A 23481-nucleotide genomic window follows, 5' to 3' on the forward strand; every position below is an offset into this window, starting at 1 on the left:
GCTTCGGGCAAGTACCAACAGGAAAGGGCAGGCCCCCGGGCCTGCCCTTTTTCTTTGACCAACTTCCGGACAAAAAAAGCGACCCCCGTTTCCGGGGGCCGCCTCCAGTCTGGACTGAGTGTCCGGCCTAGCTGCCAGCGCCAAAGCGCTTGGTGAAGCCGATCTTGAACGTGCGGCCGACGGCGTCGCCCGTGTACGGATCATAGTTCAGCTCAAGGCGGGCAAACGGCGGTTTCGTGTCGAGGATGTTCTCGACCGAGAAGGACATCGTCGAGTCCCAGGGCATCTGGATGACAACCGTGCCGTCATACGTGACCTGCGACTTGATCGTCTGGCCTTGCGGCAGGATGATGCCCGGCGTCGGGAAGTTCGGGTTGCCCACTGTGAACAGACCCGTCCGCTGGTCTTCATACTCGCCGATATAGCGCGCCGTCAGGCGGGCGTTGACGTTCTCGGTCGATGCGTTGGCATAGGCCTCGAACTTCAGTTCCGGCAGCGGCGTTGCGATGGTCTGGAAGTTCAGGAAGCCGACCGCCGAGAACGGCGCGCCGACGGCGATGCCTTCCACGGTCACTTCGCCAACTTCATACTCCAGCACATAGCTGCCGCTACCGCCGAGTTCGAGATCGACACCGCGGCCGAACACGTCCTCGAACGTGTAGTCCGTCAGGACGTCGATACCCGACGTCTTGATGTTCGGACCGTTCGTGTACTGCGTAGACAGGCGCGACACGTTGGCCACGGCGCAGGGGCCGGTGAACGTGAAGCGGGCTTGCAGGGCAGCAAACGCCGGGTTTCCGCAATTGTTCGGCAGCCCGGTCGGGAACATGGCGGCGACCATGCTGGCCACTGGCTCGGTCACGACCGAATCGTCAAAGTCGAAGCTCCAGTAGTCGACGTTCAGGTTGAAGTTACCCGTCTTGAAGATACCGCCGACGTTATAGGTCAGCGCGCTTTCAGGCTTCAGGCCGGGGTTGCCCGCGATGTCCACGGCGCGGAAGGTGCCGCCGACGCTTTGCAGCGAAGTCAGGGAACCGGTTGCAACCTGGGTCAGGGCCGGACCACGGAACGTGGTGCCGATCGAGGCGCGGAAGGCCAGCGGTTCGGCAACTTGCCAACGGACCGACAGTTTGGGGTCGAAGGTCGAACCGATATCGCCGCCGTAATCTTCATAACGCGCCGCAAGCGAGGCGTTGAAGTTTTCGGTGAAGGGCAGGCTCAGCTCTCCAAACAGGGCGTAAATGTCCTGTTCGGCGCTGAGTGGACGCGAACCGGCAAGGAAGCCGAGCGCGCCGACGGGTTGGGCACAGTTCGTTGCGCCAGTCGTGACCGTCGCGATGCACGGCGTCACGTCCAGGTTGGCAATGTCATTGTACTGACGGTCGAACTCTTCTTTCCGGTACTGACCGCCGAAGGCCCAGCCGATGTTGCCATCGCCCAGGGCAATCGGGAGCTGCCCGTCAAGAACACCTTCCAGCACGGTCAGTTTGATTTCCTGCTCGGTGAACGTGTCCTCGAGAATGAAATCAAGCACTTCGATCGAGTTGGCCCCGATCGAGTTCGGGTTCGCCTGTCCGGTAACGGCATTGGCCGTGATCGCGTTGGAGAACGGGTTGAACCAGAGGCAACCGTTGAGGCCCGGCGTGTTCGCGGCAACGTTACACGTGTCGCCGCCAAGTCCGCGCAGCGCGAGGGCGTAGCGGTTGACGACGGTGTCTTCGTTGGTGCGCCGGCCGGTTTGCGAACCGGTCAGTGCCGAAAGGGTGTAGTTGATCGAGTCCGTCAGTTCGCCTTTCAGGTCTGCTGAAATGCGGAAGTGCTCATACTCGCGGTAGCTGCGTTCAGAACCGCGTCCACCTTCCAGGGCGTTGCCGGCATAGCCCAGCGGGCGCGTGGCAATAAGGTAGGCGCCCGTCGCAGCCGGCGAGACGAGGCCGGGGTTCTGGGCAACCAATGCGGCAAAGCCGGGGTTGGTGGCGGGCACATAGAACTGGCCGGGCACCAGCGAGGCGTCTGCCGTCGGCGAGCTTGCGCCGCCAACTGGCGGGAAGGACGGCGAATAGGCAATGCGCGGAACTTCTGTGGCCGAATAGAAGCCCTGCACCGACAGGCGATGCTTGTCGCTCAGGTCAAAGTCGGCCTTGCCGAGCACTTGGTAGCGGTTGTCTTCTTCGACGATATTGTCGAACGGCGTGAACTGGAAGCTGCACACCGGGGTCGCCCCGCTGAGCAGCGGGATACCGCCAATGACGCCGCAGCCCGGATCACGTGTCACGCCCTGAACCGGGGTGAACGCCGCGCCGACAGGCAGGAATGCGCCGGGGTTGCCAACCAGCGACCAGCCGCCCTGCGGGTTGTCGAGGAAGGGTTTCAGCGCCCAGTCGCGCTCGGTCGTCGCCAGTTCGGACCGGTGCTGGTAGCCGGCTGCGAGCAGGAAGTTTCCGAAGTCCGTATCCCAGCCACCCACGGCGTTGAGTTTGTAGTCGCCGTCAGACCCATCAACGACCGTGTAGTCGCCGCCGACTTCGAAGCCGTCAAAGTCCGTGCGCGTGATGAAGTTGACGACGCCTGCCACAGCGTCAGAACCGTAAGTCGCGGCCGCGCCGTCCTTCAGGATCTCGATCCGGCCGATGGCGGCCAGCGGCAGGATGTTGGTGTCAACCGAGCCGTTGCCGGCAAAGGCGAAGGGGTTCGGCGCGAGGCGCTTGCCGTCAAGCAGCACGAGCGTGCGTGAAGAACCAAGGCCGCGCAGGTTGACCGTGCCGGAGCCTTCCGAGCCCTGGGCCCGTCCGTCGAACTGGTTGGTATCCCCCAGCACGCCGCTCGAAACCGGCAGTGACTTGATGATGTCCAGCGCGGACGGGTTGCCTTGCAGGCGCAGGTCTTCCGCAGACAGCACGTCAACCGGCAGCGCGGCATCTTCCGGCGTGCCCTGGATCAGTGAGCCGGTGACCGTCACCGTACCGAGCTTGCGCTCGCTTTCGTCTTCCTGCGCAAACGCAAGATGTGAGCCGCCCAGCGCAATGGCTGAGGCGCAAAACAGCATTCCTTTGAAAGTTTTCATGTGTTTCCTCCCGAAACTATTGTGGCCTGGCGCAAGCTTTTGCCGCTTGTCATGATTTTGACCGAGTACCATCCTTAAGCGTCTGATATGTCTCGCAAAGAGGGGTTGTGTGCTGCACCGCTGCATACCGTTTCAGAACCTCAACACCGCGCAGATGCCGCCACGGAAGGTGCCAATTTCTTGAGACAACCTGCAAATACTGATCAGTTCAAAAATGGAATGCGCCCGGTCCCATTCTCTCGGATGGCATCGGATTTCGCTGATCCGGTGGCCCCTGCAAACTTTCCAGAAAAAGTGTTGCGCTGGCGCAACCAGCGATGGGCCGAAGCGGTCGGATTGGGCGAACTGTCGGGGACAGCCTGGCTGGAACATTTTGCAGCGTTCAGGCCCCTGCCCGGCAACCTGCCGCAGCCGCTCGCGATGCGCTATCACGGCCACCAGTTCGGCGTGTACAATCCCGATCTCGGCGACGGGCGCGGGTTCCTGTTCGCCCAGCTGCGCGATCTCGCCGGGCGCCTGCTGGACCTCGGCACCAAAGGCTCGGGCCAGACCCCCTGGTCCCGCAACGGGGACGGCCGGCTCACCCTGAAAGGCGGCGTGCGCGAGATCCTCGCGGCGTCCTACCTCGAGGCGCTCGGCGTCAACACGTCGAAGGCATTCAGCCTCGTCGAGACCGGCGAAGCCCTGCAGCGCGGCGACGAGCCGTCGCCGACGCGCTCATCGGTGCTTGTCCGGCTGTCGCACAGCCATATCCGGTTCGGCACGTTCCAGCGCGCCGCCTACCTGGACGACCGCGAAGCGCTCGCCCGGCTAGTCGACTATTGCGTCGCGGAGTTCCACCCTGAGGCTGACGATCCGGACATGTCCCGCAAGACCTGCGCGCTGCTGGAACGCGTCGCCCTCGCGACCGGCCGGATGATCGGACAGTGGATGGCAGCGGGTTTTGTCCACGGCGTGATGAACACCGACAATTTCAACATCACCGGCGAGACCTTCGACTTCGGCCCGTGGCGCTTCATGGCGCAGTCGGACCCGAACTTCACCGCCGCCTATTTCGACCAGCAGGGTCTCTACCGGTTTGGCCGCCAGCCCGTGCAAGGCGGCTGGGCACTGCAGCAGCTGGCCTCGGCGCTGCTGCCGCTTGCCGGCGCCGACGATCTCGCAAGAGCGCTCGTGCCCTATGAAGCGGCCTATCGCGACAGCTTCAGCGACCACACCCACGCGCTCCTGGGCCTCGTCCCCACCGGCGACGCCGCCAGTGACCTCGGGTTCCTGCAGGCCTTTTATGGCTGGATGACCCAGTCAGGCGCCGGTTGGGCTCAGACCTTCTTCGACTGGTTCGGCGGCGAAGCAAGCAGCCAGCGTGCCGCCGCCTCGCCCCAGGCGCATCTCTATGCCGCTGCCGCCTTCGGCCCCGTCCATACCGCCCTGAACGCGCGCGCGCCCATCCGCCCGGGCCGCCTCGCTGCCTCTTATTTCCAGGAGCCCGCCCCCGTCAGCCTGGTCATCGAGGAAGTGGAAGCGCTCTGGGCGCCGATTGCCGCCGAGGATGACTGGTCGGCCTTCGCCGCCAAGACCGCACATATCGAAGCAGCACGGCAGGCCTTGCTGTAGATAATCTATTGTCATTAGTTTGCACTTGATCCGCGCCTCATTCCTGCGCATCAGAGCCCCGCAGACCGAACAGGAGAGCAAGACGTGACCACGCCGAAGGGACCGCTATCGGGCATCCGCATCATCGACATGAGCACAGTTGTGCTCGGTCCCTTCGCCACCATGATCCTTGCTGATCTCGGCGCCGAAGTGATCAAGATTGAACCGCCCGGCAAGGGCGACACGATGCGCTATGCCGGCGCCTCCCCGACTGGCGACCTCGGTCCGATCTACATGGCCCTCAACCGCAACAAACGCTCTATGACGCTCGACGCCAAGACGCCCGAGGGCAAGGCGGCGCTAACGGAACTCCTGAAGACGGCGGACGTGTTCTTCCACAACGTCCGCCTCGCCGGCATGGAGAGACTGGGCTTCGGCTATGAGCAGGTGAAGGCGCTGAAGAGCGACATCGTCTATGTCCATTGCGCCGGTTTCGGCAAAGGTGGTCCGTACACGCACCGTCAGGCCTATGACGACCTGATCCAGGGCGCTTCGGGTTTTGCCGACCTCAACGCCATCCGCTCCGGCGGCCGACCGGAATATGCCCCGTCCCTCGTCGCCGACAAGACGGCCGGCCTGTTTGCCACCTATGCGACCCTCGCGGCCCTGTTCCACAAAGCGCGCAGCGGCAAAGGCCAGTTCGTGCAGGTGCCGATGCTGGAATGCTTCACCTTCTTCAACATGGTGGAGAACCTCTACGGCGAGACCTTCTTGCCCGGCAACGGCAAGCTCGCCTATACCCGCTCGGTCAATCCGAACCGGCGCCCCTACCCCACCCTCGACGGATTTATCGGACTTGTTCCGTACTCGGACGCCCAGTGGGAAGAGTTCTTCAAGATCGGCGGCATTCCGGACGTCTTCAAGGATCCGCGGTTCAGCACCTATGCCGCGCGCACCGAGAATACCGGCGCACTCTACGCCCTGATCGAGGACGTCACAGCCACTCGGTCTACGGATGAATGGCTGGAACTGCTGGACAAGGCGAACATCCCGGCGATGCGCTACAACACGCTGCCGGAAGTGCTGACCGACACGCACCTCGTGGCAACCGGCTTCTTCGAGAAGGCCACGCACCCGGACGCCGGCGAGTACCGCACAATGCGCCACCCCGTCGTCTTTTCCGAAACCCCGGCGGAGCTTCGCCTGCCCCCGCCGCACCTCGGTGCAGACAACGAAACCATCCTTGAGAGCCTCGGCCTCGGCGCCTGAAGCGCGGTCAAGCCTTCGGCGGCGCGTAGTGCGCCGGCCGGAGGATTTCCATCAGGCGCTCGGGCGCCTTGATCGGGCCAAAGCCGATCCCGGCATAGACGCCATGTGCATCCAGCGTTCCGAGCATGAACCGCCTGACAGTCTTCAACTCCGGATGTGAGACGAGCTCGCTCACAAGGGCGCGGCCGATACCTTCCCCGCGGCGCTCCGGAACCACCATCACGTCACAGATCCACGCAAACACCGCGCCGTCGGTAATGGCGCGCGCAAAACCGATGAGCCCGCCGGTTGCATCGCGCGCGATCACACATTTCGAATGCGCACAGGCATGTTCTACGGTGTCGCGCGGAATACCCGGCGACCAGTAGCTCTCGCGCAACAACGGATGCAGGATGTCGATGTCGGCGGGCGTAGGCTGTTCCGTGGCAATCAGATGCGTCATGCTCGCTACTCCTGCGGCCGTGCCAGTTTCGCCACCCGGCCCGCATGCCGCTCGCCGCCAAACGGGGTCGCCAGAAACGCGGAAAGGCAGGCCTTCGCCATTTCGGGGCCGATGATGCGCGCGCCCATCGCGATCACGTTGGCATCATTGTGCTCGCGCGACAGGGTGGCAGAGAGCGGCTCTGACACGAGGGCGCAGCGAACGAGAGGGTTCCGGTTGACCGCAATCGAAATTCCGATTCCGGTCCCACACAGCGCGACGCCGCGCTCAGCCTTGCCGTCCGCGACATGGCGGGCAAGCCGGTAGCCGAAATCCGGATAATCAACGCTGGCCTCACCGTCCGTACCCAGATCTTCAACCGAGTGGCCTGCAGCCCGCAGCCAGTCGGCAAGCATCGCCTTCAGGGCGACAGCCGCATGATCTGACGCGATGGCAATCTTCATGATCCCCTCCCCGGCGACGCCTATCCCGCGAGGCGCGCCATTTCCTCTTCGGAAAGCTCAGAATTGTCATAGACGTTCTGGACGTCATCCAGCTCGTCGAGCACATCCAGCAGTTTCATGAGTGCATCGGCATTGTCGCCGGCCACGGGCACGGTGACTTTCGGCTTCCACATGATCTTGGCAGAGACCGGTTCGACCTTGCCGCCAAAAGCTTCGGCGAGCGCGGCCGAGACCGCGGCAAAGTCCTCGCGCGCAGTATAGATCCAATGCCCTTCCCCGTCGGATTCCACGTCCTGGGCGCCGGCCATGATGGCGGCTTCCATCACTTCATCGGCCGTGCCGGCACTGACCGGGTATTCGATTTCGCCGAGCTGGTCGTAGTTGAAGGACACCGACCCCGTCGTGCCAAGCGCGCCGCCACTCTTGGTGAATGCCGAGCGCACATCCGTGGCGGTGCGGTTCTTGTTGTCGGTCGACGCCTCGATGATGATGCCGACGCCGCCAGGGCCGACACCTTCATAGCGGATGTCGGCATAATCGGCGCCGCCGCCGCTCTGGCCCTTGTCGATGGCGCGCTGGATATTGTCCTTCGGCACCGAGGCGCCCTTGGCGTTCTGGACCGCGAGGCGCAGGCGCGGGTTCATGTTGGGATCCGGCCCGCCCATCTTCGAGGCGACCGTGATCTCCTTCGAGAGGCGCGAGAACAGGACCGCCCGCTTCTTGTCCTGCTTGCCCTTGCGGTGCTGGATGTTCGCCCATTTGCTGTGGCCGGCCATGTAAGGCTCCTGACGCTGGAAGTTCGAAGCCCTGCGCTCTAGCCCATCGCCCCGGCGCGGGGCAACCCGGCCCCGCCACAAAGCTCGCCCGGCCGCCCGCAAGATTGCGTCGCGGCGCAATCGGCCTAGTGTGCCCGCCGGATCAACGGGACGCAGCGACATGACCATCAAGGTAATCGGCACCGGCTTTGGCCGCACGGGTACCAGCAGCCTGAAGAACGCGCTGGAACAACTCGGCTTCGGCAAGTGCTACCACATGTTCGAAGTGTTCCAGAACCCCGGGCACATCCCGGTCTGGACCGAGGCCGCGCACGGCTGGCCAGTGGACTGGGCGGGTGTATTCGAGGGTTACCAATCGATCTGCGACTGGCCAGGCTCGGCCGTGTGGCGCGAACTGGCGGCAGCCTACCCGGCGGCGAAGTTCATCCATACCCAGCGACCGGAAGACGCCTGGCTCAAGAGTTTCAAGTCCACCATCCAGCGCGGCGTCATGGGCGAAGCCGAAGGCCCGCCCGGCTGGGCGGCGATGGCGCGCGCCATGATCAATGACCGCGTGTTCGGCGGCCGGGCCGACGATGATGAAGTCTGCCTCGCGGCCTACCGGCGCAATCTCGAAGAGGTGACGTCCGAAATCCCTGCCAGCAAGCTGCTGGTCTTCGATCCGAAAGACGGTTGGGCGCCGCTGTGTGCCTTCCTCGGCGTTCCGGTTCCGGCGCAGCCGTATCCGCACGACAACACCACCGAACAGTTCCAGGCCCGCATGGCGGCTCGCGGCGCGACCTGAACGCGGATCAGCCGGCCGGCACCTGCGCGCTCAACCGGCCACCCATGCGGATCGGCTCGATGCGTACCGCGAGGCCGGTGCGGTCATCCGTCTCGACATACGTGCCGCAGAGCGTGCCTTCACCCAGAGCCGGTTGGTAGCGCTCGCCGGGCAACTGCGACTGGAAGCGGTAGAGCGAGCCTTCCTTCTGCATGCCGATGACCGAGTCATAATCGCCGCACATGCCCGCATCGGTCTGGTAGGCGGTGCCGCCGGTCAGGATCATCGTGTCGGCCGTCGGCACATGCGTATGGCTGCCAACCACGAGGCTCGCGCGCCCGTCGCAGTGATGGCCCATCGCCATCTTCTCGCTCGTCGCCTCACAATGCATGTCGACGATCAGCGCATCGGCCACCGCGCCCAGCGGCATCTGGTCGAGCGCGGCGTCGGCCGCCGCAAAGGGGCACGCCAGCGACTGGCGCATGAACACATTGCCCTGCAACTGGACCACGCCGACGCGGCGTCCGTCCGCGAGGGTGAAGAGTTGCGCGCCCTTCCCCGGCGCCTTGGCGTGCGCAGGATAGTTCAGCGGGCGGAGGAGGCGCGGTTCGCGCTCGATATAGGTCAGCGCCTCGCGCTGGTCCCAGGCGTGATCGCCAAGCGTCAGGCAGTCGGCGCCGGCGGCAAAGAACTCTTCCGCAATCTGGCTTGTAAGTCCGAAGCCGCCCGCGGCGTTCTCGCCGTTGACCACGACGAAGTCGAGCCGCAGCCGCGCCTTGAGGCCGGGCAGGTGCGATTGCACCGCGCTGCGGCCCGGCTTTCCGACGACATCTCCGAAGAAGGCGAGTTTCATGGGCAGAAGCCTATGCCTTTTCATGCGTGCAAAGAAAAGGGCGCGGAAGCCGAAGCCGCCGCGCCCCTGATATGGCCGGACCTGCCGCTTACTTGTTGCCAGCCGCGAAGCCGAGCGTTTCCTTCGTCAGCTTCTTCGTTGGATCCTGCGGCGCATTCATCGCATCCACGAAGGCCTGCGCCTTCAACGGAGTTTTCGGTGCGAGCGTGATCGTCAGCGTCTTCGGCTCGGTTACGAAGCTCGACAGCGCCGTGGCAAGTTCGGTGACAACCGCCGTGTCGATGCCGGTGCTGGCCGCGAACATCGGGGCCATGGCGAACATGCCGGACAGCTGGCTGCGCACGGCGGCCGGGTCTTCACCCGACTGGGCGGCATACGCATTCAGGGCACGGTCAAGGATGCCATCGTCATCCAGCGCGAACTCGATCTGGTGGACAACGAGGCTGTCCATCATGGCATTCAGCATCGCTTCCGGATCGGCTTCTTCTTCAAGCGTGGTGAGCTGCGCAGCGGCAATCGCCTTCTGGCCGGCATACTTGGCCGAGAAGTCGAGCTTGAAGCCGTCGTTCAGTTTCCAGAAGTTCTTGCCTTTCGGCAGGGTGACAATGTCCGCATCCGGATCATACAGCGACTCGCCCTGGCCGGAGAAGGTCAGCGTCTCGTAGCCCATCGTCGCCAGCGCACTGGCGAACTGTTCGCCATCAGCATTGTCGCGCGACCCGACGGTGATCGTGAACGGCTCGGTGACGACCTTCGTGGCGCGGCCCTGCTTGTCACGGGTGACCGAGGAAGCAAGCGATGCCATGTCGACGCTCGCGCCCACGACATCGGCCTTGAACGCCTTAATGCTCAGCACGTCATAGCCCGGATTGGCCGGATCGGACTGGATGGCGGCCGAGAGAGCGGCCGGATCCGTCGCGGCGCCCGCACCGGCGCTGACGGCTTCGCTGAACAGGCCATAGTCGATGCCCTTGATGCCGAAGCCTTCGAGCGAGACTTTCACGTCCGTACCTTCGGCCTCGGTGAAGTCGAACTTCAGGTTGGACAGGCCGATCAGGCCGGCCTTCTCTTCCTTCAGGTCGGAGATGTGCATCGAGTCGATCGTGAACAGGCCCTTGCCGCTGGCGTCGGACATGTCGAAATTCACACCGTTGACCATCCAGCGGTCGAACGACAGCGCCTTGCCTTCCGGGAACGGAGCAGGCTCGCCCTTGCCGAGGAGGCTCGCCACCCAGGCGGCCGTTTCCGGCGACGGGTTGACCAGTTCGATCGAGGCGATCTTGCCTGAGCTTTGCTCTTCCGAGCCTTCAGCCGGCGTGATCGTGATGTCCGAGAGCTTCATCAGCGAGAAGTTCGCCGCGCCATCGATCATGCCGAGGCCGTCGAACTCCATCTTGGCGGCCTTCACGACCGGCGGCACGTCCGGCGTAACCGGCGCCTGCAGTTCCGCCTTCAGGCTTTCCAGGGTCGTGCCCGAGCCATCGTCGGCCGTGCCGTCGCCGTCCATGTCCATATACGAGAACATCTCGGCGACATCCTCATCCGTGTAGGCGGACTCGGCCGGCGCCGAAGTGTCGGCCGGGATCGACAGGATGACATCGTTAAAAACGGCCTTGTCGCCATCGACCTTGCTGCCGGCGAAGCTCAACCGGCCCGAACCGGACTCAGCCAGCGAGAAAGCCGACAGGGCCGCTCCGGCCGTAGCTGGGTCCCCTTTACGGAGCGAGACTTCCGGCAAATCAGCGGCGCTGAATACAACTGACGCGGGAGACGCCCCGGCGCCCGCCTTGTCTTTCTGCCCACAGCCCGTAAGCAATGTAAGCGCGATCATGCCCGTGAGCAGATATTTCATATTTGGTCCCTCAGATGGTGTTGGCCGCGTGCGACCTGACAGGTGTTGTATACATGCGTTTGAATGATGGCCAGACCATGACCTTGCGTGCCCGCGGCGGCCACCGCGTGAAGGTGCGCCTTGAGGTTAACGCGAAGGCGCGCCGTCTCATCATCCGCCTCGACGAACGCCGCCGTGAAGCCGTGGCTGTTGCCCCGACGTCCCGCCAGATCGAGGCCGCAGCCGCCTTCGCGGCCGAGCGGGTCGACTGGATTTCGACGCGGCTTCAGCATCTGCCCGACGTAACGCGATTCGAGGACGGCGAAATCATCCAGTACCGGGGTGAGGATTGCCTCATATCCCTGGAAGGCGAGGGCCGGATTGCCCGGCTTTACCCTGGAAACCCCCGTATTCTCTCGGTTCCCGGGGATCCTGAGACCACTCATGCCCGCGTCGTCCGCTTCCTCAAGAAGCAGGCGAAAGCCGACCTGACACGCTCGGTGGAGCGCCATTGCGAGACCCTGAGGGTCACCCAGACAGGCATTTCGGTCAAGGATACGCGCTCGCGCTGGGGCTCGTGTACGGCGGACGGCAAGCTCGCCTTCTCCTGGCGCCTGATCATGGCCCCGCCCGAGGTTCTGGACTATGTGGCCGCGCATGAATGCGCCCACCTCCGGGAAATGAACCATTCGGCAAAGTTCTGGGGCCTGGTGGCCCGTTGCTGCCCGGATTGGCAGCGTCAGCGCGCCTGGCTGCGCCTGCACGGCACCGAGCTGCAGGCCGCCGGCGAATAATCCGTGTCAAGACGATTTTTGCCTCGTCGCGGCAAAAATAAATTTACTCGCGCTACGGACGAGTCCAAATAAAACACCTAGGTAGCTGAGTTCAATTACAAACTATCTGAACTCAGGATGCAGGCTCATTCTCAGAGGGGCTGAGTTCATCTGCCAGATCGAAGCCGATGCCCCGGCTGCCATACGCGCCTTCCCGGTAGCTCTCGATATTCTCCTGAAACCAGCCGAGGATGTGCTGGTAGATGTGGGCATAAAACGGCTCGGAATCGCCATCCTGGATCGGTAGCGTGAACGTGTACTCGGCGCCGTCCTCGATCGCCACGACGAAGGCGTCTCCGGTCTTGCGGCATTCGAAGCGCAGGCGCAGCCAGTCGGCCTGTTTCGACACCCTGACCGCCAGCCCGAATGACACCGGCCCGAGCGGACGGAACCCCCGCGGCGGAATGGAAAATGCGGCGTCGCCATACGGGCGTGGCTCGAATTCGCCCACCGGCGGCACCAGGTGCACGCAGATACCGTCCGGCGCGCCGATATAGTCACAGAGGCCGCCGCGGACTTCCTCGGCAAGCCGCCGGATGCGGCTGTAATTCTCTTCCGCCAGTGCTTCGTACGTCTCGACGGTCTGGATCAGTTCTTCGAAGCGGGACATGCGGGCGCGACCTTGCAGGTGGGAGAGCCGGCGAGGCTAGACCGGATTGCCGGCGGCTTCAAATCCCGCCGCTCAGGCTGCGCGGTGCAGCTTCACGGGCGAGGCCGGCGCCGGGTCCGGCTGCAGGCGGGGCGGCACCGCCGTGCGGGCGAGCTCGATGGCGAGCGTCGGGGCCATGCCTTCGCCGAAGCCGCTGATCACGCCGCGGATCGCTTCGAGGAAGCCTGCCTCCTCTTCCACGATCTGCGCATACCGGGCCGCGATCGGACCCACGAGCCCATAGGCGAGGAACACGCCGAGGAAGGTGCCGAGCAGCGCCGCGCCAATCATCGCGCCGAGAATGGCCGGCTCCTGGTCGATGGCGCCCATTGTGCGGATGATGCCGAGCACGGCTGCCACGATCCCGAGCGCCGGCAGCGCATCCGCGAGCGTGTTCAGCGCACCGACCGCCTTCAGGCGCCGCTCGAACTGCGCGTCGATCGCCTACGCCATGCGGACATCCGCCCGCGCCGGATCGACAAGGTCGAGGCCCATCAAGCGGAACACATCGCAGATCAGCGTCCGGGCCGCATCATCTTCCAGGATCTTCGGCGCCGCCGCGAACAGCTCGGACTCGCCCGGCTTCTCGATGTCGGCCTCGATGGCCACGAAGCCGCCGCGCTTCGCCTTGCGCATGAGCCCGCCCAGCAGCGTGAACAGGTCGGCATAATCGCCCTTCTGCCAGCGCGCGCCGCGAAAGGCGCGGCCAAACCCGCTGAAGGCTTCACGCGCCACGTCTGGCGAATTTCCGATCAGGACAGTGCCAAAGGCCGCGCCGCCGATCAGCGCCAGTTCGAACGGCAGCGCCTCCATCGTCGCCGGGCCGCCGGTGACGACGAGTCCGCCGCCGACCAGCAGCAGAACAATCACAAGGCCGGCCATCTGCAACACGGGGCGCGCTCTCCATACCGTCACGTCTCTCCACCCTGCCCCAGGCTTCTTAAGGCGGCGTTTCATCGCTGCCCCAACGTGGCGTCTGGACATTTGCTGCGGCTGGCGGGAAGACGCTGGAATGGCTGGCGAGACCGAACGACTTCCCGATCGACCAAGACCCGACCGGCGAAGCGCCTTCATCCTCCTGTTCTTTGCGTTGATGGCGATTGGCGCCGGCAACACGATGCTGCTTGCCGCCGTGCTGCCGCAGCTGACGCGCGAAATGGCGATGCCGGACTGGATGGCAGGCGCAGTGTTCTCGCTGTCCGCCCTGCTCTGGTCGATCACCTCGCCCTTCTGGGGCAAGCGATCAAACCTCTGGGGCCGCCGCCGCGTCGCGGCAGCCGGGCTCGGCGGCTACGCCCTTTCGATGTTCCTGCTCTGGCTGACAGGTACGCTGGCCCTCGCTGGCATCATGACCAACATCTACCTCGTCTTCGTCTGCCTCGCACTCGCGCGCTCGCTCTTCGGCCTCATCGGCTCGGCCGCGAACCCGGCTGCGCAGGCCTATGTCGCTGACCGGACCAGTAAGGCAGAACGCCAGGGCGAGATCGCGTTCCTTTCGTCGGGCTTCAGCGTTGGCACGGTCATCGGCCCGGCCTTTGCTGCGGCGCTGGCCGCCTCGTTCGGCATCCTGTCGCCTGCCCTGTTCACGGCGGTGCTCGCGGGCATCATGTCGGCGGTCATCTGGTTCGGCCTGCCGGAAACACGCGCCCCGGTCGCCGATGCCGTCCGCATCGAAGCGGAAGCCGCCGGCAAGGACCTCTGGCGCGCCGAGCGAGTGCTGCCCTTCCTCATTTATGCCGTCGCGCTGTCACTGGTCACCGGCGTGCTGACCCAGGTGTTCGTCTTCGCCGTCATGGACAAGATGAATGTGTCTGGCCGCGAGGCGGCTGCCTATACAGGCCCCGCCTTCACGGTCGGCGCCGTGGCCGTGCTGCTTGCCCAACTTGTGCTGATCCCGCGCCTGCGCCTGAAGAACAAGACGCTGATGTGGTTCGGCTGCCTGCCGCTTCTGGCGGGCGCGGTGATGATGATCTTTGCAGAGAACTACGCGACGCTGATCCTGTCGCAGTTCATGATCGGCCTCGGCCAGGGTCTTGCCCGGCCAGGTTTTTCAAGCGGCGCCTCGCTCGCCGTTCCCCCGCAGCTGCAAGGCAACGTCGCCGGCCTCGTCATCTCGGCCAACGGCATGGGCTATATCGTGACGCCGCTGTTCGGATTGTTCGTGTACGAATATGTCGACCGCCACCTGCCCTTCATCCTGTGCGCGGGCATGCTGGTGGCGATGTTCTTCTACTCGCGCTTCGCCATGAAGGACGGCATCGGCGAGATCCGCGAGGGCGACGACTAGCCCGCGTCAGTTCCCGCCCGTCACGGACGTCACCGGATCCGGCGATGTCAGCAGCTCCAGCACCTGCTTCGTCGGATAGCCGTCCGCCACCAGGCCTTGCGTCTTCTGGAAGGCCTGCACGGCAAGCTTCGTGCGACGCCCTGCAATGCCGTCGACCGTGCCGACATCGAAGCCGCGATCATTCAGGGCAGCCTGCATCGTACGGATTTCCGACACCGTCAGCGGCACCAGCTGCGTCGGCCAGGGCGTCAGCGGACCGCGCTTGCCCATGATCGCATCGCCCGAAAGGCCGACCGCGAAAGCGTAAGAGTCCGCGCGGTTGTAGGTCTTGTAGACGTTGAAGTTCTTGAACAGCAGGTATTTCGGCCCGAGATGGCCCGACGGCACCCAGAGTTCTGCGAACTCAGCCCCGCCGGTTTCGAAATTGCCGCCGATGATCGGCGTCAGGCCGGCCGCCATCCAGGTCTCCATGCGCCGTTCGCTGCCATCGGCAAGGCTGTAATCAAACCCGTCCGGCAAGCGTACCTCAAGCCCCCAGGGCTGGCCCTTCACATAGCCGGAATGGGCGAGGTAGTTGGCGGCCGAGGCCAGCGCATCGGCTTCGCTCTTCCAGACGTCCTTCTTGCCGTCGCCATCAAAGTCTTCGGCATGGGCAATATAGGTCGAGGGCATGAACTGGGTCTGGCCCATCGCCCCGGCCCAGCCGGAACCCAGCTGGTCGCGGCGCGCATACCCCTTCTCAACGATCGTCATCAGGGCGTAGAGCTCATCTTCGGCGAATTTCTGCCGGCGGCCTTCGACCGCCATGTTGGCCAGAGCGTTCGGCGCATCGTCCGTGCCGATGAACCCGCCATAGCTCGTCTCCATGCCCCAGATGGCGAGCAATGCCTGACGATCGACGCCGTAGCGCGCCTCGATGGCAGCAAGCGTCGGGCTCAGGGCATTCAGCTTGGCCTGGCCGGTCGAAATGCGGGTCGCCCCCATCGGAACCTTCAGATAGTCCCAGATCGGCTTGGCAAATTCGGCCTGCGCGCTCGGCGCGGTGGCGGTTTGCACCTCGGCGCCCAGCCAGAGCGTCATCGGGCGGATGTTTTCTAACAGGGATTTCACGAGCGCCCGGTTGTGTCCGGCGGCCATGGCCCGGTTCGAGAAGTCGTCGCGCCAGGCGTCCATCCCGGCATGGCCGGACGACGTGTACCGGATCGGCCCCGTTTCGGGCGCTGGCGGCTGCTCGATACCGGGTTTTGGCGAAGGAACGCTCGGCGGTCCATTGGCGCAGGAGGCCAGAAGGCCGCAGACCGCCGCCGTCAGCATCCAGCGGGAGCGGGCTAATCCTGCAATAACCATGTCGGTCGCTCCTTTTAGGGGCTGAACATTACAGCCCTCGTCCTTGACTCGGCCAATCGGATTCATTACGCGCTCCGCTTTCCCAATTCCTAACCGTACCAGGCCAGGCCCATGAAAGTCCGTTCGTCCCTCAAATCGCTGAAGTCGCGCCACCGCGACTGCAAGATCGTTCGCCGTAAAGGCCGGGTGTACGTCATCAACAAGACTGACCCGCGCTTCAAAGCAAAGCAAGGCTGAGCCTTTGATGAACGGGCAATGAGGCGCCAGAATGGCAGCTCGCATCGCCCTCTTTGATCTTGGCGGCGTCGTGCTCGACTGGTCGCCGGCGCGCCTTTACAGCCAGATTTTCAGTGATGCCGCCGAGCGTGAGCGGTTCCTGACGTCCGTCTGCACGATGGACTGGCACATGCGCCATGATGCCGGCACCTCGTTTGCCGAAAATGCGGCGCCTCTGATCGCCCAATACCCACAATATGAAAACCAGATCCGCGCCTGGAGCGGGCGCTGGATGGAGATGTTTGACGGCTGCATCGCGGGCGTCGAGCGCCTCATCGAAGGTCTCGCCGGGCGTGAACGCCCTCTCTACGCCCTCTCCAACATGCCGGCCGAGGCCTGGCCGATGACCCGCGACGCGTTCCCGGTCCTCAGCCGCTTTCGCCAGACCATCGTGTCGGGCGAGATCAAGCTGGTGAAACCGGATCCGAAGATCTTCCACTACACGCTCGCCAAGATGGGCGGCCCCTCCCCCGACGAAGTGCTGTTCATCGACGACTCGCCGAAGAATGTCGCCACAGCCGACGCGCTGGGCTTCCGCACCCACCTCTTCCGCGGCGCCGCCGGGCTGGAACGCGCCCTGATCGTCGACGGCCTGCTCTGACAACCGCCTAGGCCGCATTGCCGCGCACGGCCCATCGTTCCATATTGCCTGTCATGCTCAAGCACGCCCTCGTTGCTGCCCTGGTCTGGCTCACCCCCGCTGCGCACGCAGCGCCGACCGACGACATGTTCGCCCGCCTGAAAGCCGCAACCGAGGAGGCCGAGGCCGCCGACGTCGCCGCAGACATCTGGGCAACCTGGCTCGAATCCGGCTCGCCGACTGTCGACCTGCTGATGGAGCGCGTCGGGATCGCCCTGGAAAGCGGGGATACCGAGACCGCGCATGAACTGCTCGACCGTGTGATCCTGCTGAAGCCGGACTATCCGGAAGCCTACCATCGCCGCGCGGGCCTTTTCCTTGACGCCGAAAACTATCCCGAAGCCTTTCGCGACCTCAACGAAGCGCTGAAACTCGAGCCACGCCATTTCGGCGCCTGGCTGGGCATGGGCGTGATGCTCGAGGCGCTCGGCGGCGAGAAGGAAGCACTCGAGAGCTACCGCGAGGCGCTCGCCATCTATCCGCTGCTGCCGCAGGCACGCTCGGCCGCCAGCCGCCTCGCCAAAAAGGCAGAAGGCCAGGAGCTTTGAAACGCATGATCACGGTCGTGACCGCCGCCGCAGTCTCGGCGCTCGGACTGGGCGCCTGCGTCACCAGCATCCGCTATACTTCGCAGATCGAGCGCGACTATCCAGCCACCGGCACGGTCGTCCCGGTCGACGGCCACGGGGTGCATGTCCTCCGGCAGGGCTCGACCGGACCGGTCGTGCTGATGATCCACGGGGCCAGCGCCAATGCGCGCGAATTCAGCTGGACGCTCGCGCCGCGCCTGGCCGGCGACATGCGCGTGCTGATGGCCGACCGGCCGGGGCACGGCTATTCCGAGCGCTTCGAGGGCGCCGACGAGCTCGGCGCACAGGCCCGCCAGATGGCCGGCGTGCTGGACGCGCTCGCACCCGGCGAGAAGGCCGTCGTCGTCGGCCATTCCTTCGGCGGCGCGGTTGCCTTGCGGCTCGCGCTCGACCGTCCGGACCTCGTATCCGGTCTCGTTCTGCTCGCCCCGGTGACGCATGACTGGGGCTCCGGTGGCACTGCCTGGTACAACCGGCTCGCTGCGCCGCCGGTTCTGGGCGACGTCTTCAGCCAGCTGCTGCCCCTGGTCGGCCCCACGCAGGTGCGCGCCGGCATCAGCAGCGTCTTCGACCCTGCGCCCGCCCCCGATGGCTATTACGAAAATTCCGCCATCGGCCTCCTGTTCCGCCCGCCGAACTTCCAGTCCAATGCCCGCGACATGACCGGCCTGCGCAGCGAACTCGGAGCTCAGTCGGCCCGCTATCCCGAACTCGAGATGCCGATCGTCGTCTTCTCCGGCAGCCAGGACACCGTCATCTCGCCGAAGCTACACGTCGGCGAACTGAAGAAGCAGGTCGCCGTCGACCTGGTCATCCTGCCCGACGAAGGTCACATGCCGCATCACGGCGAAGGCGCGGCGGTCGCCTACGCGATACGCCGTCTGGCGCTCGTGCCCGAGACCCGCTAAGAGCCTCCGCTTCGCTAGAGACACCCCGGAAAGGACGCACCATGGCTGACGACACAGTCGAGATCACCAAGATCGACGAGACCACCCGGGAAAAACTCCGCCAGACCGTCGCCAAGATCGAGCGTCTGGAAGAGGAGAAGAAAGAAGTCGCCGAGCAGATCAAGGAAGTCTACGGCGAGGCGAAAGCCATCGGCTTTGACACCAAGGCCCTGCGCCAGGTGATCCGCCTGCGGAAGATCGAGCGCGCCGAACGCGAGGAACAGGAAATGATCCTCGAGACCTACCTGATCGCCCTCGGCGAGGCCTGAGATTGCAGAGCCCGGGCAAATCGACTTAGGTTGAGGCCATGCCGAGAGAGGTCGACGAGCGCAAGAAGCGCGCCGCGCTGCGGAAGCTGCGCCGGGCCGCCGATCTTGCCGCCCAGGGCCTTGGCCCGCCGCTCACTGACTGGGAAACGGCCTTTCTTGAAGAGGTCGAGGCCCGCATCGAGAAGTACGGCTCTGCCTTCGCAGACCCCATGAAAGGCGCGGAGGGCGAAGCGCTGTCCGGCCTCCAGCAACTGAAGCTCAAGCAGATCGACAAGAAGGCGCGCGGCAAGGAACCGAAGGGCCTCAAGGCACGCCGGCCCATGGGCCAGAAACATCGCCCGCCCGCGCCCCGTGAGGAAGACACGGCGGCATCCGAGCCTCCCCCTCCTCCCCCGCCCGCAAAGACCCGCCCCGCGCTTGTGCCCGCCGCCGGCCTCGCCGGCGCCGGCAACGTCACCGCCCTGCGCAAGGCCAAGCCGCGCCTGACCGTCATCGAGGGCGGCGGAAAGAAAACTGAAAACTGATCGGGCATTCGTGCGTATAGAGGGGCATGACCCCCACATCCGCGCCTGCTCTCGCCCGCTCCGTCATCATCACTGGTGCGTCCACCGGCATCGGCCGCGCCGCCGCCACCCATCTCGCCGCCAAGGGATGGACTGTGTTCGCCGGCGTGCGTTCCGCAGATGACGGCGCCGCGCTCGCCGGACAGGCCAAGGGCGACCTGCGCCCGCTGATCCTTGATGTGACAAAGCAAGAGCAGGTCGACGCGGCGATTGCCGCCGTCGCCGCCGCGCTCGGCAACCGGCGCCTGACCGGCCTCGTCAACAATGCCGGCATCGCCAAGATGGGACCGCTCGGCCTCCAGCCACTGAAGGATTTCGAAGCGCATTTCGCAGTCAACGTGTTCGGCATGCTCCGCATGACGCAGGCCGCGCTCCCGCTGCTGGGCTCGGACGCTGCCCGCGAAGGCGCGCCGGGCCGCATCGTCACCATCACCTCGGTCGGTGGCCGCATCGCCGCGCCCTTCCTCGGTGCCTACACCGCCACCAAGCACGCCAACGAGGCGATGACCGACACGCTGCGCCGCGAACTCAACATCTACGGTGTCGACGCCATCGCGATTGGCCCCGGCTCCGTGAGGACACCCATCTGGGACAAGGCCGAGAAGGACAATTCCAGCGGTCCGTATGATGCCAGCGACTGGGCCGAACCGCTGCAGACCTTCCAGGAAGTGATGCTGAACGGCGGCCGCACGGGCCTTGAGCCGGGGCGCATCGCGCGTGTCATCGAGGCTGCGCTGTCGGATACGAGGCCCCGCGCCCGCTACGCACCGGTGCCGCAGAAGCTGACCAACTTCATCATCCCCACGCACCTGCCAAAGCGCTTGCTCGACAAGATCTTCATTTCGCGCTTCGGCCTGCAGCGGCGCTGATCCGCCTGGCGGCCGATATCCTGACGCCGCCGTCACCTTTGCCCTTGACGCCCCTCGCGGAAGGGCGGCGCATGTCGCCGCAAAACGGGAGGAACACATGGCAGATCTCAAAGGCAAGGTAGCCGTCATCACCGGCGCAGCAAGCGGCATAGGGCTCGCCGGCGTGGAGGTCTTCGTCGCCGCCGGCGCGAAAGTCATCGCGGGCGACATCCAGGACGAAAAGGGAAAGGCGCTCGAGACCCGCTTCGGCAAGGACAAGGTCCGCTTCGTGCATTGCGACGTCACCAACATGGACCAGCTGAAGGCGATCATGGACGAAGCGCCAAAGGCCTTCGGCTCCCTCGACATCGTCTGGAACAATGCCGGTCATGGCGGCACGCCCACCTCGGTCGAGGAGCTTGACCTCGACGGCTTCGACCACACGATGAACCTCCTGCTGAAACAGGTCTTCGCGGGCACCAAGTTCGCCATTCCGCACATGAAGGAAAAAGGCGGCGCGATCATCAACACCTCCTCCATCAGCGCCGTGTGCGCGGGCTATGCGCCGATCACCTACTCCGTCGCCAAGAAGGGCGTTGCCCACTTCTCGAAACTCGCCGCAGCCGAACTCGCGAAATACAAGATCCGCGTCAACTCGATCCTGCCCGGCTTCATCGCCACCTCCATCTTCGGTGCCTCGCTCGGCCTGCCGCGCGAAGTCGCCGACCAGATGGCCGAAATGCTGGCCCAGGCCGGCGGCAAGATGCAGCCCGCCGGACGCGTCGGCCGCGGCAATGACATTGCTGAAATGGCCGCCTTCCTCGCGTCCGACGCCGCCGGCTTCATCACCGGCGGCGAATTCCTCGTCGATGGCGGCATGACCGTCGGCCCGCGCCACAGCTGGGACGAGACCGCCGCCAGCCCGGTGCTGGAATCGCTTGGCATCACCCCGGAGCAGGCCGAGCAGATGCGCCTCGCCCAGCAGGCCGCCGCTCAGTCCTGAGCGGTCTCCGCGCGGCGGGGCACCGCTTCGACCGCGCGCAGCAGCTCCTCCAGCGTGGCCGCCTCCCGAAACAGGTTGCCGCGATCGTCGCTCAGGGCGTAGCCTGTTTCGGTCCGGGTCAGGGGAAACCGCCGCCAATGTGTCAGCACACGGAAGATGAACACTGTATCCGGCCGCTCGCCGGCCGCCGCCCAGCCCGACCACATGTGATCGGCCGGCAGGCCGCGCCAGAGCCGGTCGATCTCGTCAATGTCTTCGGGTGAAAATTTCGGCATGCGCAGTGACCCGTCCCCCCAGGACTCCTCCTCCATAAGTCGGCCCGGCCTCTCCGGCAATCTTCAGGGCGCGCTCTGGATGATCGCCTCCGGCGTCGGCTACACACTCCACCTCGCGCTCGCCAAGGACATCACCGGCGACATCCACCCGGTCTTCCTCGCGTTCTGGCGCAGCTTCCTCGCCTTCCTGTTTGCCGCCCCGCTGATCCATTTCCTGAAGGTGCGCATCCACACGGCCCGGTTCGGCGCGCTCCTCAGCCGCAGCCTGATCGGCTCGGCCGGCTTCGTGTTCGGACTGATCGCCATCTGGCCGAAATTCGGCCTGCCGCTCGCCGAGTTCAACGCCCTCAGCTTCACGCGGCCCCTGTTCGTCACCCTTCTGGCGATGTTCCTGCTGCACGAGAAAGTCGGCGTCCATCGCTCCACGGCCGTCATCGTAGGTTTCATCGGCGTGCTGGTAATGACCGCACTGCCCGCGATCCTCGGCCAGGAGGGCGGCGCGCACTTCAACGTCGGCAGCGTGTTCGCCATCCTCTCGTCGCTCTGCTTCGCCTTCACCATCGTGCTGGTGAAGTCTCTGACCGGCGTGCACCAGCCCCTCGCCCTGCTGATCTGGGCAAACTTCCTGTCCTCGATCTTCATCTTCCCCGCCGCGCTCGCCGTCTGGGCCGTGCCCAGCAGCGCCGAGTGGATGCAGATCGCCGCGATGGCGTTCTTCGGCGTCGTGGCGCAATTCTGCTTCATCAAGGGCATGTCGGTTGGCGACGCGTCGTTCCTCTCCCCGATGGACTACCTGCGCCTGCCGATGGGCGCGACCGCGGACTGGATCATGATCCGCGCGCTGCCGGGCGTCTTCGTCTGGGCCGGCGCCGGCATCATTGTCTTCTCGACGCTCTACATCACCTGGCGCGAGCACGTCCTAAACCGCCTCAAACCGCCCCAACCCCCGAAGATCTGATCTTCAGGGCTTTCCGGACGGCCGCGCCGTCACCTCGCGCACGCACGTGCGCAGCCAACGATGCGCGGGATCGGAATCCATACGCGGGTGCCACAGCATCGACACCACGAACGGACGCGACGCCACCGGCAGTGCGAAAGCATGCATGTCGCCTCGCAGCGCTTCCGTATGCCGGTTCGGCACGGTCGCGATCAGGTCAGTATGTCGGGCGAGTGCAAGCGCCGCAGAAAAGCCGCCGACGATTGTCGCCACCCGACGCTGAGCGCTTTCAGGTGCGAACGGCAGATCGGTTGCTTCGCGCGCCTCGCCGCTGCGCGAGACGATCACATGCGCCCCTGCGCGATACTGCTGGGCGGTGACGCCACCAGCCGCCAGCGGATGGCCTGACCGCACGACTCCGATCAGGCGGTCGCGGAACAGGGCGAGGCTGCGCAGCTCGGGCCCAAGTGCGGCATCGACAACTCCGGTCTCGAGGTCGACCCGCCCTTCCCTGAGCGGCGCGCTGTCCTTGTCGGTCTTTTGCACGAAGTTGAGCCGGACATAGGGAGCCTCGCGGGCCACCCTCGCCACCAAGCCAGCACCGAAGCTTTCGACAAAGCCGTCGCTGGTGCGCAGCGTGAACACCCGGTCGAGCGCCGCCAGGTCGAGCGCATCGCCGGGACTCAGGACGCCTTCTGCCGCGAGCACCAGATCGTGTACTTCTTCCCGCAGGGCCAGCGCGCGCGGCGTCGGCACAAGGCCGCGTCCTGCCCTCACCAGCAAGGGATCCCCCGTGGCGACGCGCAGGCGGGCAAGCGCCCGGCTCATGGCCGATCCGCTCAGACCCAGCCGCTTGGCTGCCCCTGCCACGCTGCCCTCCGACAAGAGAACATCCAGCGTCACAAGCAGGTTCAGATCAGGAAGCGCCATGGCCCGGACATAACATGGCGTTTCATGCAGTGATACCCTGCAAACCGTGCGTC

At 65.0% G+C, this 23481-nt stretch carries 26 protein-coding genes; 14 read left to right on the forward strand and 12 right to left on the reverse strand.

Annotation, left to right across the window (positions count from 1 at the left end; translation table 11 throughout):
• Positions 1 to 127: 127 nt before the first annotated feature.
• On the reverse strand, positions 128 to 3064 hold the full coding sequence (locus IPK75_05125; GenBank protein MBK8197732.1) for a TonB-dependent receptor: 2937 nt from the start codon (positions 3062 to 3064) through the stop codon (positions 128 to 130).
• 219 nt (positions 3065 to 3283) lie between these two features.
• Here IPK75_05125 and IPK75_05130 point away from each other — a divergent pair, with 219 nt between their 5' ends.
• Both IPK75_05130 and IPK75_05135 read left to right on the forward strand, forming a co-directional pair.
• Entirely contained in the window at positions 3284 to 4678 is a 1395-nt protein-coding gene (locus tag IPK75_05130; protein MBK8197733.1) for a YdiU family protein, read from the forward strand.
• A gap of 129 nt (positions 4679 to 4807) precedes the next feature.
• Positions 4808 to 5926, forward strand: a complete 1119-nt coding sequence (locus IPK75_05135; GenBank protein ID MBK8197734.1) for a CoA transferase — start codon at positions 4808 to 4810, stop codon at positions 5924 to 5926.
• Positions 5927 to 5933: 7 nt separating this feature from the next.
• Here IPK75_05135 and IPK75_05140 read toward each other — a convergent pair whose 3' ends face one another.
• From IPK75_05140 to IPK75_05150, 3 genes are read right to left on the reverse strand one after another with little or no spacing between them, the layout of a single operon-like run.
• On the reverse strand, positions 5934 to 6368 hold the full coding sequence (locus tag IPK75_05140) for a GNAT family N-acetyltransferase (GenBank protein ID MBK8197735.1): 435 nt from the start codon (positions 6366 to 6368) through the stop codon (positions 5934 to 5936).
• A 5-nt stretch (positions 6369 to 6373) separates the two neighbouring features.
• A complete protein-coding gene (gene rpiB, locus IPK75_05145) occupies positions 6374 to 6811 on the reverse strand; it encodes a ribose 5-phosphate isomerase B (GenBank protein MBK8197736.1) in 438 nt (145 codons plus the stop codon).
• Between the two features lie 20 nt (positions 6812 to 6831).
• Positions 6832 to 7587, reverse strand: coding sequence for a YebC/PmpR family DNA-binding transcriptional regulator (locus IPK75_05150; GenBank protein ID MBK8197737.1), 756 nt, complete (start codon positions 7585 to 7587; stop codon positions 6832 to 6834).
• A 160-nt stretch (positions 7588 to 7747) separates the two neighbouring features.
• Here IPK75_05150 and IPK75_05155 point away from each other — a divergent pair, with 160 nt between their 5' ends.
• Entirely contained in the window at positions 7748 to 8371 is a 624-nt protein-coding gene (locus tag IPK75_05155) for a sulfotransferase family protein (GenBank protein ID MBK8197738.1), read from the forward strand.
• A gap of 7 nt (positions 8372 to 8378) precedes the next feature.
• On the opposite strand, the gene IPK75_05160 is transcribed toward IPK75_05155, so the two are convergent.
• The gene (locus IPK75_05160) at positions 8379 to 9203 is read right to left on the reverse strand and encodes a YmdB family metallophosphoesterase (GenBank protein ID MBK8197739.1); all 825 of its coding nucleotides are present in this window, start codon (positions 9201 to 9203) and stop codon (positions 8379 to 8381) included.
• A gap of 88 nt (positions 9204 to 9291) precedes the next feature.
• Entirely contained in the window at positions 9292 to 11055 is a 1764-nt protein-coding gene (locus IPK75_05165) for a hypothetical protein (GenBank protein MBK8197740.1), read from the reverse strand.
• 53 nt (positions 11056 to 11108) lie between these two features.
• Here IPK75_05165 and IPK75_05170 point away from each other — a divergent pair, with 53 nt between their 5' ends.
• Positions 11109 to 11828 carry a M48 family metallopeptidase gene (locus IPK75_05170; GenBank protein ID MBK8197741.1) on the forward strand — a complete coding sequence of 240 codons (720 nt, stop codon included), beginning with the start codon at positions 11109 to 11111 and terminating at the stop codon, positions 11826 to 11828.
• Positions 11829 to 11940: 112 nt separating this feature from the next.
• On the opposite strand, the gene IPK75_05175 is transcribed toward IPK75_05170, so the two are convergent.
• From IPK75_05175 to IPK75_05185, 3 genes are all read right to left on the reverse strand, one after another.
• The gene (locus IPK75_05175) at positions 11941 to 12477 is read right to left on the reverse strand and encodes a hypothetical protein (GenBank protein ID MBK8197742.1); all 537 of its coding nucleotides are present in this window, start codon (positions 12475 to 12477) and stop codon (positions 11941 to 11943) included.
• Positions 12478 to 12549: 72 nt separating this feature from the next.
• Positions 12550 to 12957, reverse strand: coding sequence for a MotA/TolQ/ExbB proton channel family protein (locus tag IPK75_05180; protein ID MBK8197743.1), 408 nt, complete (start codon positions 12955 to 12957; stop codon positions 12550 to 12552).
• Between the two features lie 3 nt (positions 12958 to 12960).
• Positions 12961 to 13431 (reverse strand): hypothetical protein, encoded by a 471-nt coding sequence (locus IPK75_05185; protein MBK8197744.1) that lies wholly within the window; start codon positions 13429 to 13431, stop codon positions 12961 to 12963.
• A 97-nt stretch (positions 13432 to 13528) separates the two neighbouring features.
• On the opposite strand from IPK75_05185, the gene IPK75_05190 reads away from it, so the two are divergent.
• Positions 13529 to 14803 (forward strand): MFS transporter, encoded by a 1275-nt coding sequence (locus IPK75_05190; protein ID MBK8197745.1) that lies wholly within the window; start codon positions 13529 to 13531, stop codon positions 14801 to 14803.
• Between the two features lie 6 nt (positions 14804 to 14809).
• Here the strand turns inward: IPK75_05190 and IPK75_05195 are convergent, their stop codons facing one another.
• Positions 14810 to 16117, reverse strand: a complete 1308-nt coding sequence (locus IPK75_05195; protein MBK8197746.1) for a lytic murein transglycosylase — start codon at positions 16115 to 16117, stop codon at positions 14810 to 14812.
• Positions 16118 to 16261: 144 nt separating this feature from the next.
• Here IPK75_05195 and rpmJ point away from each other — a divergent pair, with 144 nt between their 5' ends.
• The 8 genes from rpmJ to IPK75_05235 all read left to right on the forward strand — a co-directional run bounded on the left by rpmJ (position 16262) and on the right by IPK75_05235 (position 21286).
• On the forward strand, positions 16262 to 16387 hold the full coding sequence (gene rpmJ, locus IPK75_05200) for a 50S ribosomal protein L36 (GenBank protein MBK8197747.1): 126 nt from the start codon (positions 16262 to 16264) through the stop codon (positions 16385 to 16387).
• A gap of 31 nt (positions 16388 to 16418) precedes the next feature.
• On the forward strand, positions 16419 to 17027 hold the full coding sequence (locus tag IPK75_05205) for an HAD family phosphatase (protein MBK8197748.1): 609 nt from the start codon (positions 16419 to 16421) through the stop codon (positions 17025 to 17027).
• Positions 17028 to 17080: 53 nt separating this feature from the next.
• Positions 17081 to 17614 (forward strand): tetratricopeptide repeat protein, encoded by a 534-nt coding sequence (locus IPK75_05210; GenBank protein MBK8197749.1) that lies wholly within the window; start codon positions 17081 to 17083, stop codon positions 17612 to 17614.
• 5 nt (positions 17615 to 17619) lie between these two features.
• Complete coding sequence (locus tag IPK75_05215; GenBank protein MBK8197750.1) at positions 17620 to 18564, forward strand: alpha/beta hydrolase; 945 nt, start codon at positions 17620 to 17622, stop codon at positions 18562 to 18564.
• A gap of 41 nt (positions 18565 to 18605) precedes the next feature.
• A complete protein-coding gene (locus IPK75_05220) occupies positions 18606 to 18872 on the forward strand; it encodes a DUF2312 domain-containing protein (protein ID MBK8197751.1) in 267 nt (88 codons plus the stop codon).
• 38 nt (positions 18873 to 18910) lie between these two features.
• The gene (locus IPK75_05225; protein ID MBK8197752.1) at positions 18911 to 19396 is read left to right on the forward strand and encodes a hypothetical protein; all 486 of its coding nucleotides are present in this window, start codon (positions 18911 to 18913) and stop codon (positions 19394 to 19396) included.
• A gap of 26 nt (positions 19397 to 19422) precedes the next feature.
• The gene (locus IPK75_05230) at positions 19423 to 20304 is read left to right on the forward strand and encodes an SDR family NAD(P)-dependent oxidoreductase (protein ID MBK8197753.1); all 882 of its coding nucleotides are present in this window, start codon (positions 19423 to 19425) and stop codon (positions 20302 to 20304) included.
• A 97-nt stretch (positions 20305 to 20401) separates the two neighbouring features.
• The gene (locus tag IPK75_05235; GenBank protein MBK8197754.1) at positions 20402 to 21286 is read left to right on the forward strand and encodes an SDR family oxidoreductase; all 885 of its coding nucleotides are present in this window, start codon (positions 20402 to 20404) and stop codon (positions 21284 to 21286) included.
• On the opposite strand, the gene IPK75_05240 is transcribed toward IPK75_05235, so the two are convergent.
• Positions 21277 to 21561: a hypothetical protein gene (locus IPK75_05240; GenBank protein ID MBK8197755.1), complete on the reverse strand. Its 285-nt coding sequence runs from the start codon at positions 21559 to 21561 to the stop codon at positions 21277 to 21279. The two genes, IPK75_05235 and IPK75_05240, sit on opposite strands and share 10 nt — an antisense overlap.
• On the opposite strand from IPK75_05240, the gene IPK75_05245 reads away from it, so the two are divergent.
• Positions 21560 to 22519 (forward strand): DMT family transporter, encoded by a 960-nt coding sequence (locus tag IPK75_05245; GenBank protein ID MBK8197756.1) that lies wholly within the window; start codon positions 21560 to 21562, stop codon positions 22517 to 22519. The two genes, IPK75_05240 and IPK75_05245, sit on opposite strands and share 2 nt — an antisense overlap.
• 3 nt (positions 22520 to 22522) lie before the next feature.
• Here IPK75_05245 and IPK75_05250 read toward each other — a convergent pair whose 3' ends face one another.
• The gene (locus IPK75_05250) at positions 22523 to 23428 is read right to left on the reverse strand and encodes a LysR family transcriptional regulator (protein MBK8197757.1); all 906 of its coding nucleotides are present in this window, start codon (positions 23426 to 23428) and stop codon (positions 22523 to 22525) included.
• Positions 23429 to 23481: the final 53 nt, after the last annotated feature.

It is taken from the genome of Acidobacteriota bacterium (assembly GCA_016712445.1).
In the GTDB taxonomy this organism is placed as follows: Bacteria; Pseudomonadota; Alphaproteobacteria; order Caulobacterales; family Hyphomonadaceae; genus Hyphomonas.

Coding starts and splice junctions, on each gene's coding strand:
- IPK75_05125 (MBK8197732.1), bottom strand. CDS start 3,064: ATGAAAACTTTCAAAGGAATGCTGTTTTGCGCCTCAGCCATTGCGCTG.
- IPK75_05130 (MBK8197733.1), top strand. CDS start 3,284: ATGCGCCCGGTCCCATTCTCTCGGATGGCATCGGATTTCGCTGATCCG.
- IPK75_05135 (MBK8197734.1), top strand. CDS start 4,808: ATGAGCACAGTTGTGCTCGGTCCCTTCGCCACCATGATCCTTGCTGAT.
- IPK75_05140 (MBK8197735.1), bottom strand. CDS start 6,368: ATGACGCATCTGATTGCCACGGAACAGCCTACGCCCGCCGACATCGAC.
- rpiB (MBK8197736.1), bottom strand. CDS start 6,811: ATGAAGATTGCCATCGCGTCAGATCATGCGGCTGTCGCCCTGAAGGCG.
- IPK75_05150 (MBK8197737.1), bottom strand. CDS start 7,587: ATGGCCGGCCACAGCAAATGGGCGAACATCCAGCACCGCAAGGGCAAG.
- IPK75_05155 (MBK8197738.1), top strand. CDS start 7,748: ATGACCATCAAGGTAATCGGCACCGGCTTTGGCCGCACGGGTACCAGC.
- IPK75_05160 (MBK8197739.1), bottom strand. CDS start 9,203: ATGAAACTCGCCTTCTTCGGAGATGTCGTCGGAAAGCCGGGCCGCAGC.
- IPK75_05165 (MBK8197740.1), bottom strand. CDS start 11,055: ATGAAATATCTGCTCACGGGCATGATCGCGCTTACATTGCTTACGGGC.
- IPK75_05170 (MBK8197741.1), top strand. CDS start 11,109: ATGCGTTTGAATGATGGCCAGACCATGACCTTGCGTGCCCGCGGCGGC.
- IPK75_05175 (MBK8197742.1), bottom strand. CDS start 12,477: ATGTCCCGCTTCGAAGAACTGATCCAGACCGTCGAGACGTACGAAGCA.
- IPK75_05190 (MBK8197745.1), top strand. CDS start 13,529: ATGGCTGGCGAGACCGAACGACTTCCCGATCGACCAAGACCCGACCGG.
- IPK75_05195 (MBK8197746.1), bottom strand. CDS start 16,117: ATGCTGACGGCGGCGGTCTGCGGCCTTCTGGCCTCCTGCGCCAATGGA.
- rpmJ (MBK8197747.1), top strand. CDS start 16,262: ATGAAAGTCCGTTCGTCCCTCAAATCGCTGAAGTCGCGCCACCGCGAC.
- IPK75_05205 (MBK8197748.1), top strand. CDS start 16,419: ATGGCAGCTCGCATCGCCCTCTTTGATCTTGGCGGCGTCGTGCTCGAC.
- IPK75_05210 (MBK8197749.1), top strand. CDS start 17,081: ATGCTCAAGCACGCCCTCGTTGCTGCCCTGGTCTGGCTCACCCCCGCT.
- IPK75_05215 (MBK8197750.1), top strand. CDS start 17,620: ATGATCACGGTCGTGACCGCCGCCGCAGTCTCGGCGCTCGGACTGGGC.
- IPK75_05220 (MBK8197751.1), top strand. CDS start 18,606: ATGGCTGACGACACAGTCGAGATCACCAAGATCGACGAGACCACCCGG.
- IPK75_05225 (MBK8197752.1), top strand. CDS start 18,911: ATGCCGAGAGAGGTCGACGAGCGCAAGAAGCGCGCCGCGCTGCGGAAG.
- IPK75_05230 (MBK8197753.1), top strand. CDS start 19,423: ATGACCCCCACATCCGCGCCTGCTCTCGCCCGCTCCGTCATCATCACT.
- IPK75_05235 (MBK8197754.1), top strand. CDS start 20,402: ATGGCAGATCTCAAAGGCAAGGTAGCCGTCATCACCGGCGCAGCAAGC.
- IPK75_05245 (MBK8197756.1), top strand. CDS start 21,560: ATGCGCAGTGACCCGTCCCCCCAGGACTCCTCCTCCATAAGTCGGCCC.
- IPK75_05240 (MBK8197755.1), bottom strand. CDS start 21,561: ATGCCGAAATTTTCACCCGAAGACATTGACGAGATCGACCGGCTCTGG.
- IPK75_05250 (MBK8197757.1), bottom strand. CDS start 23,428: ATGGCGCTTCCTGATCTGAACCTGCTTGTGACGCTGGATGTTCTCTTG.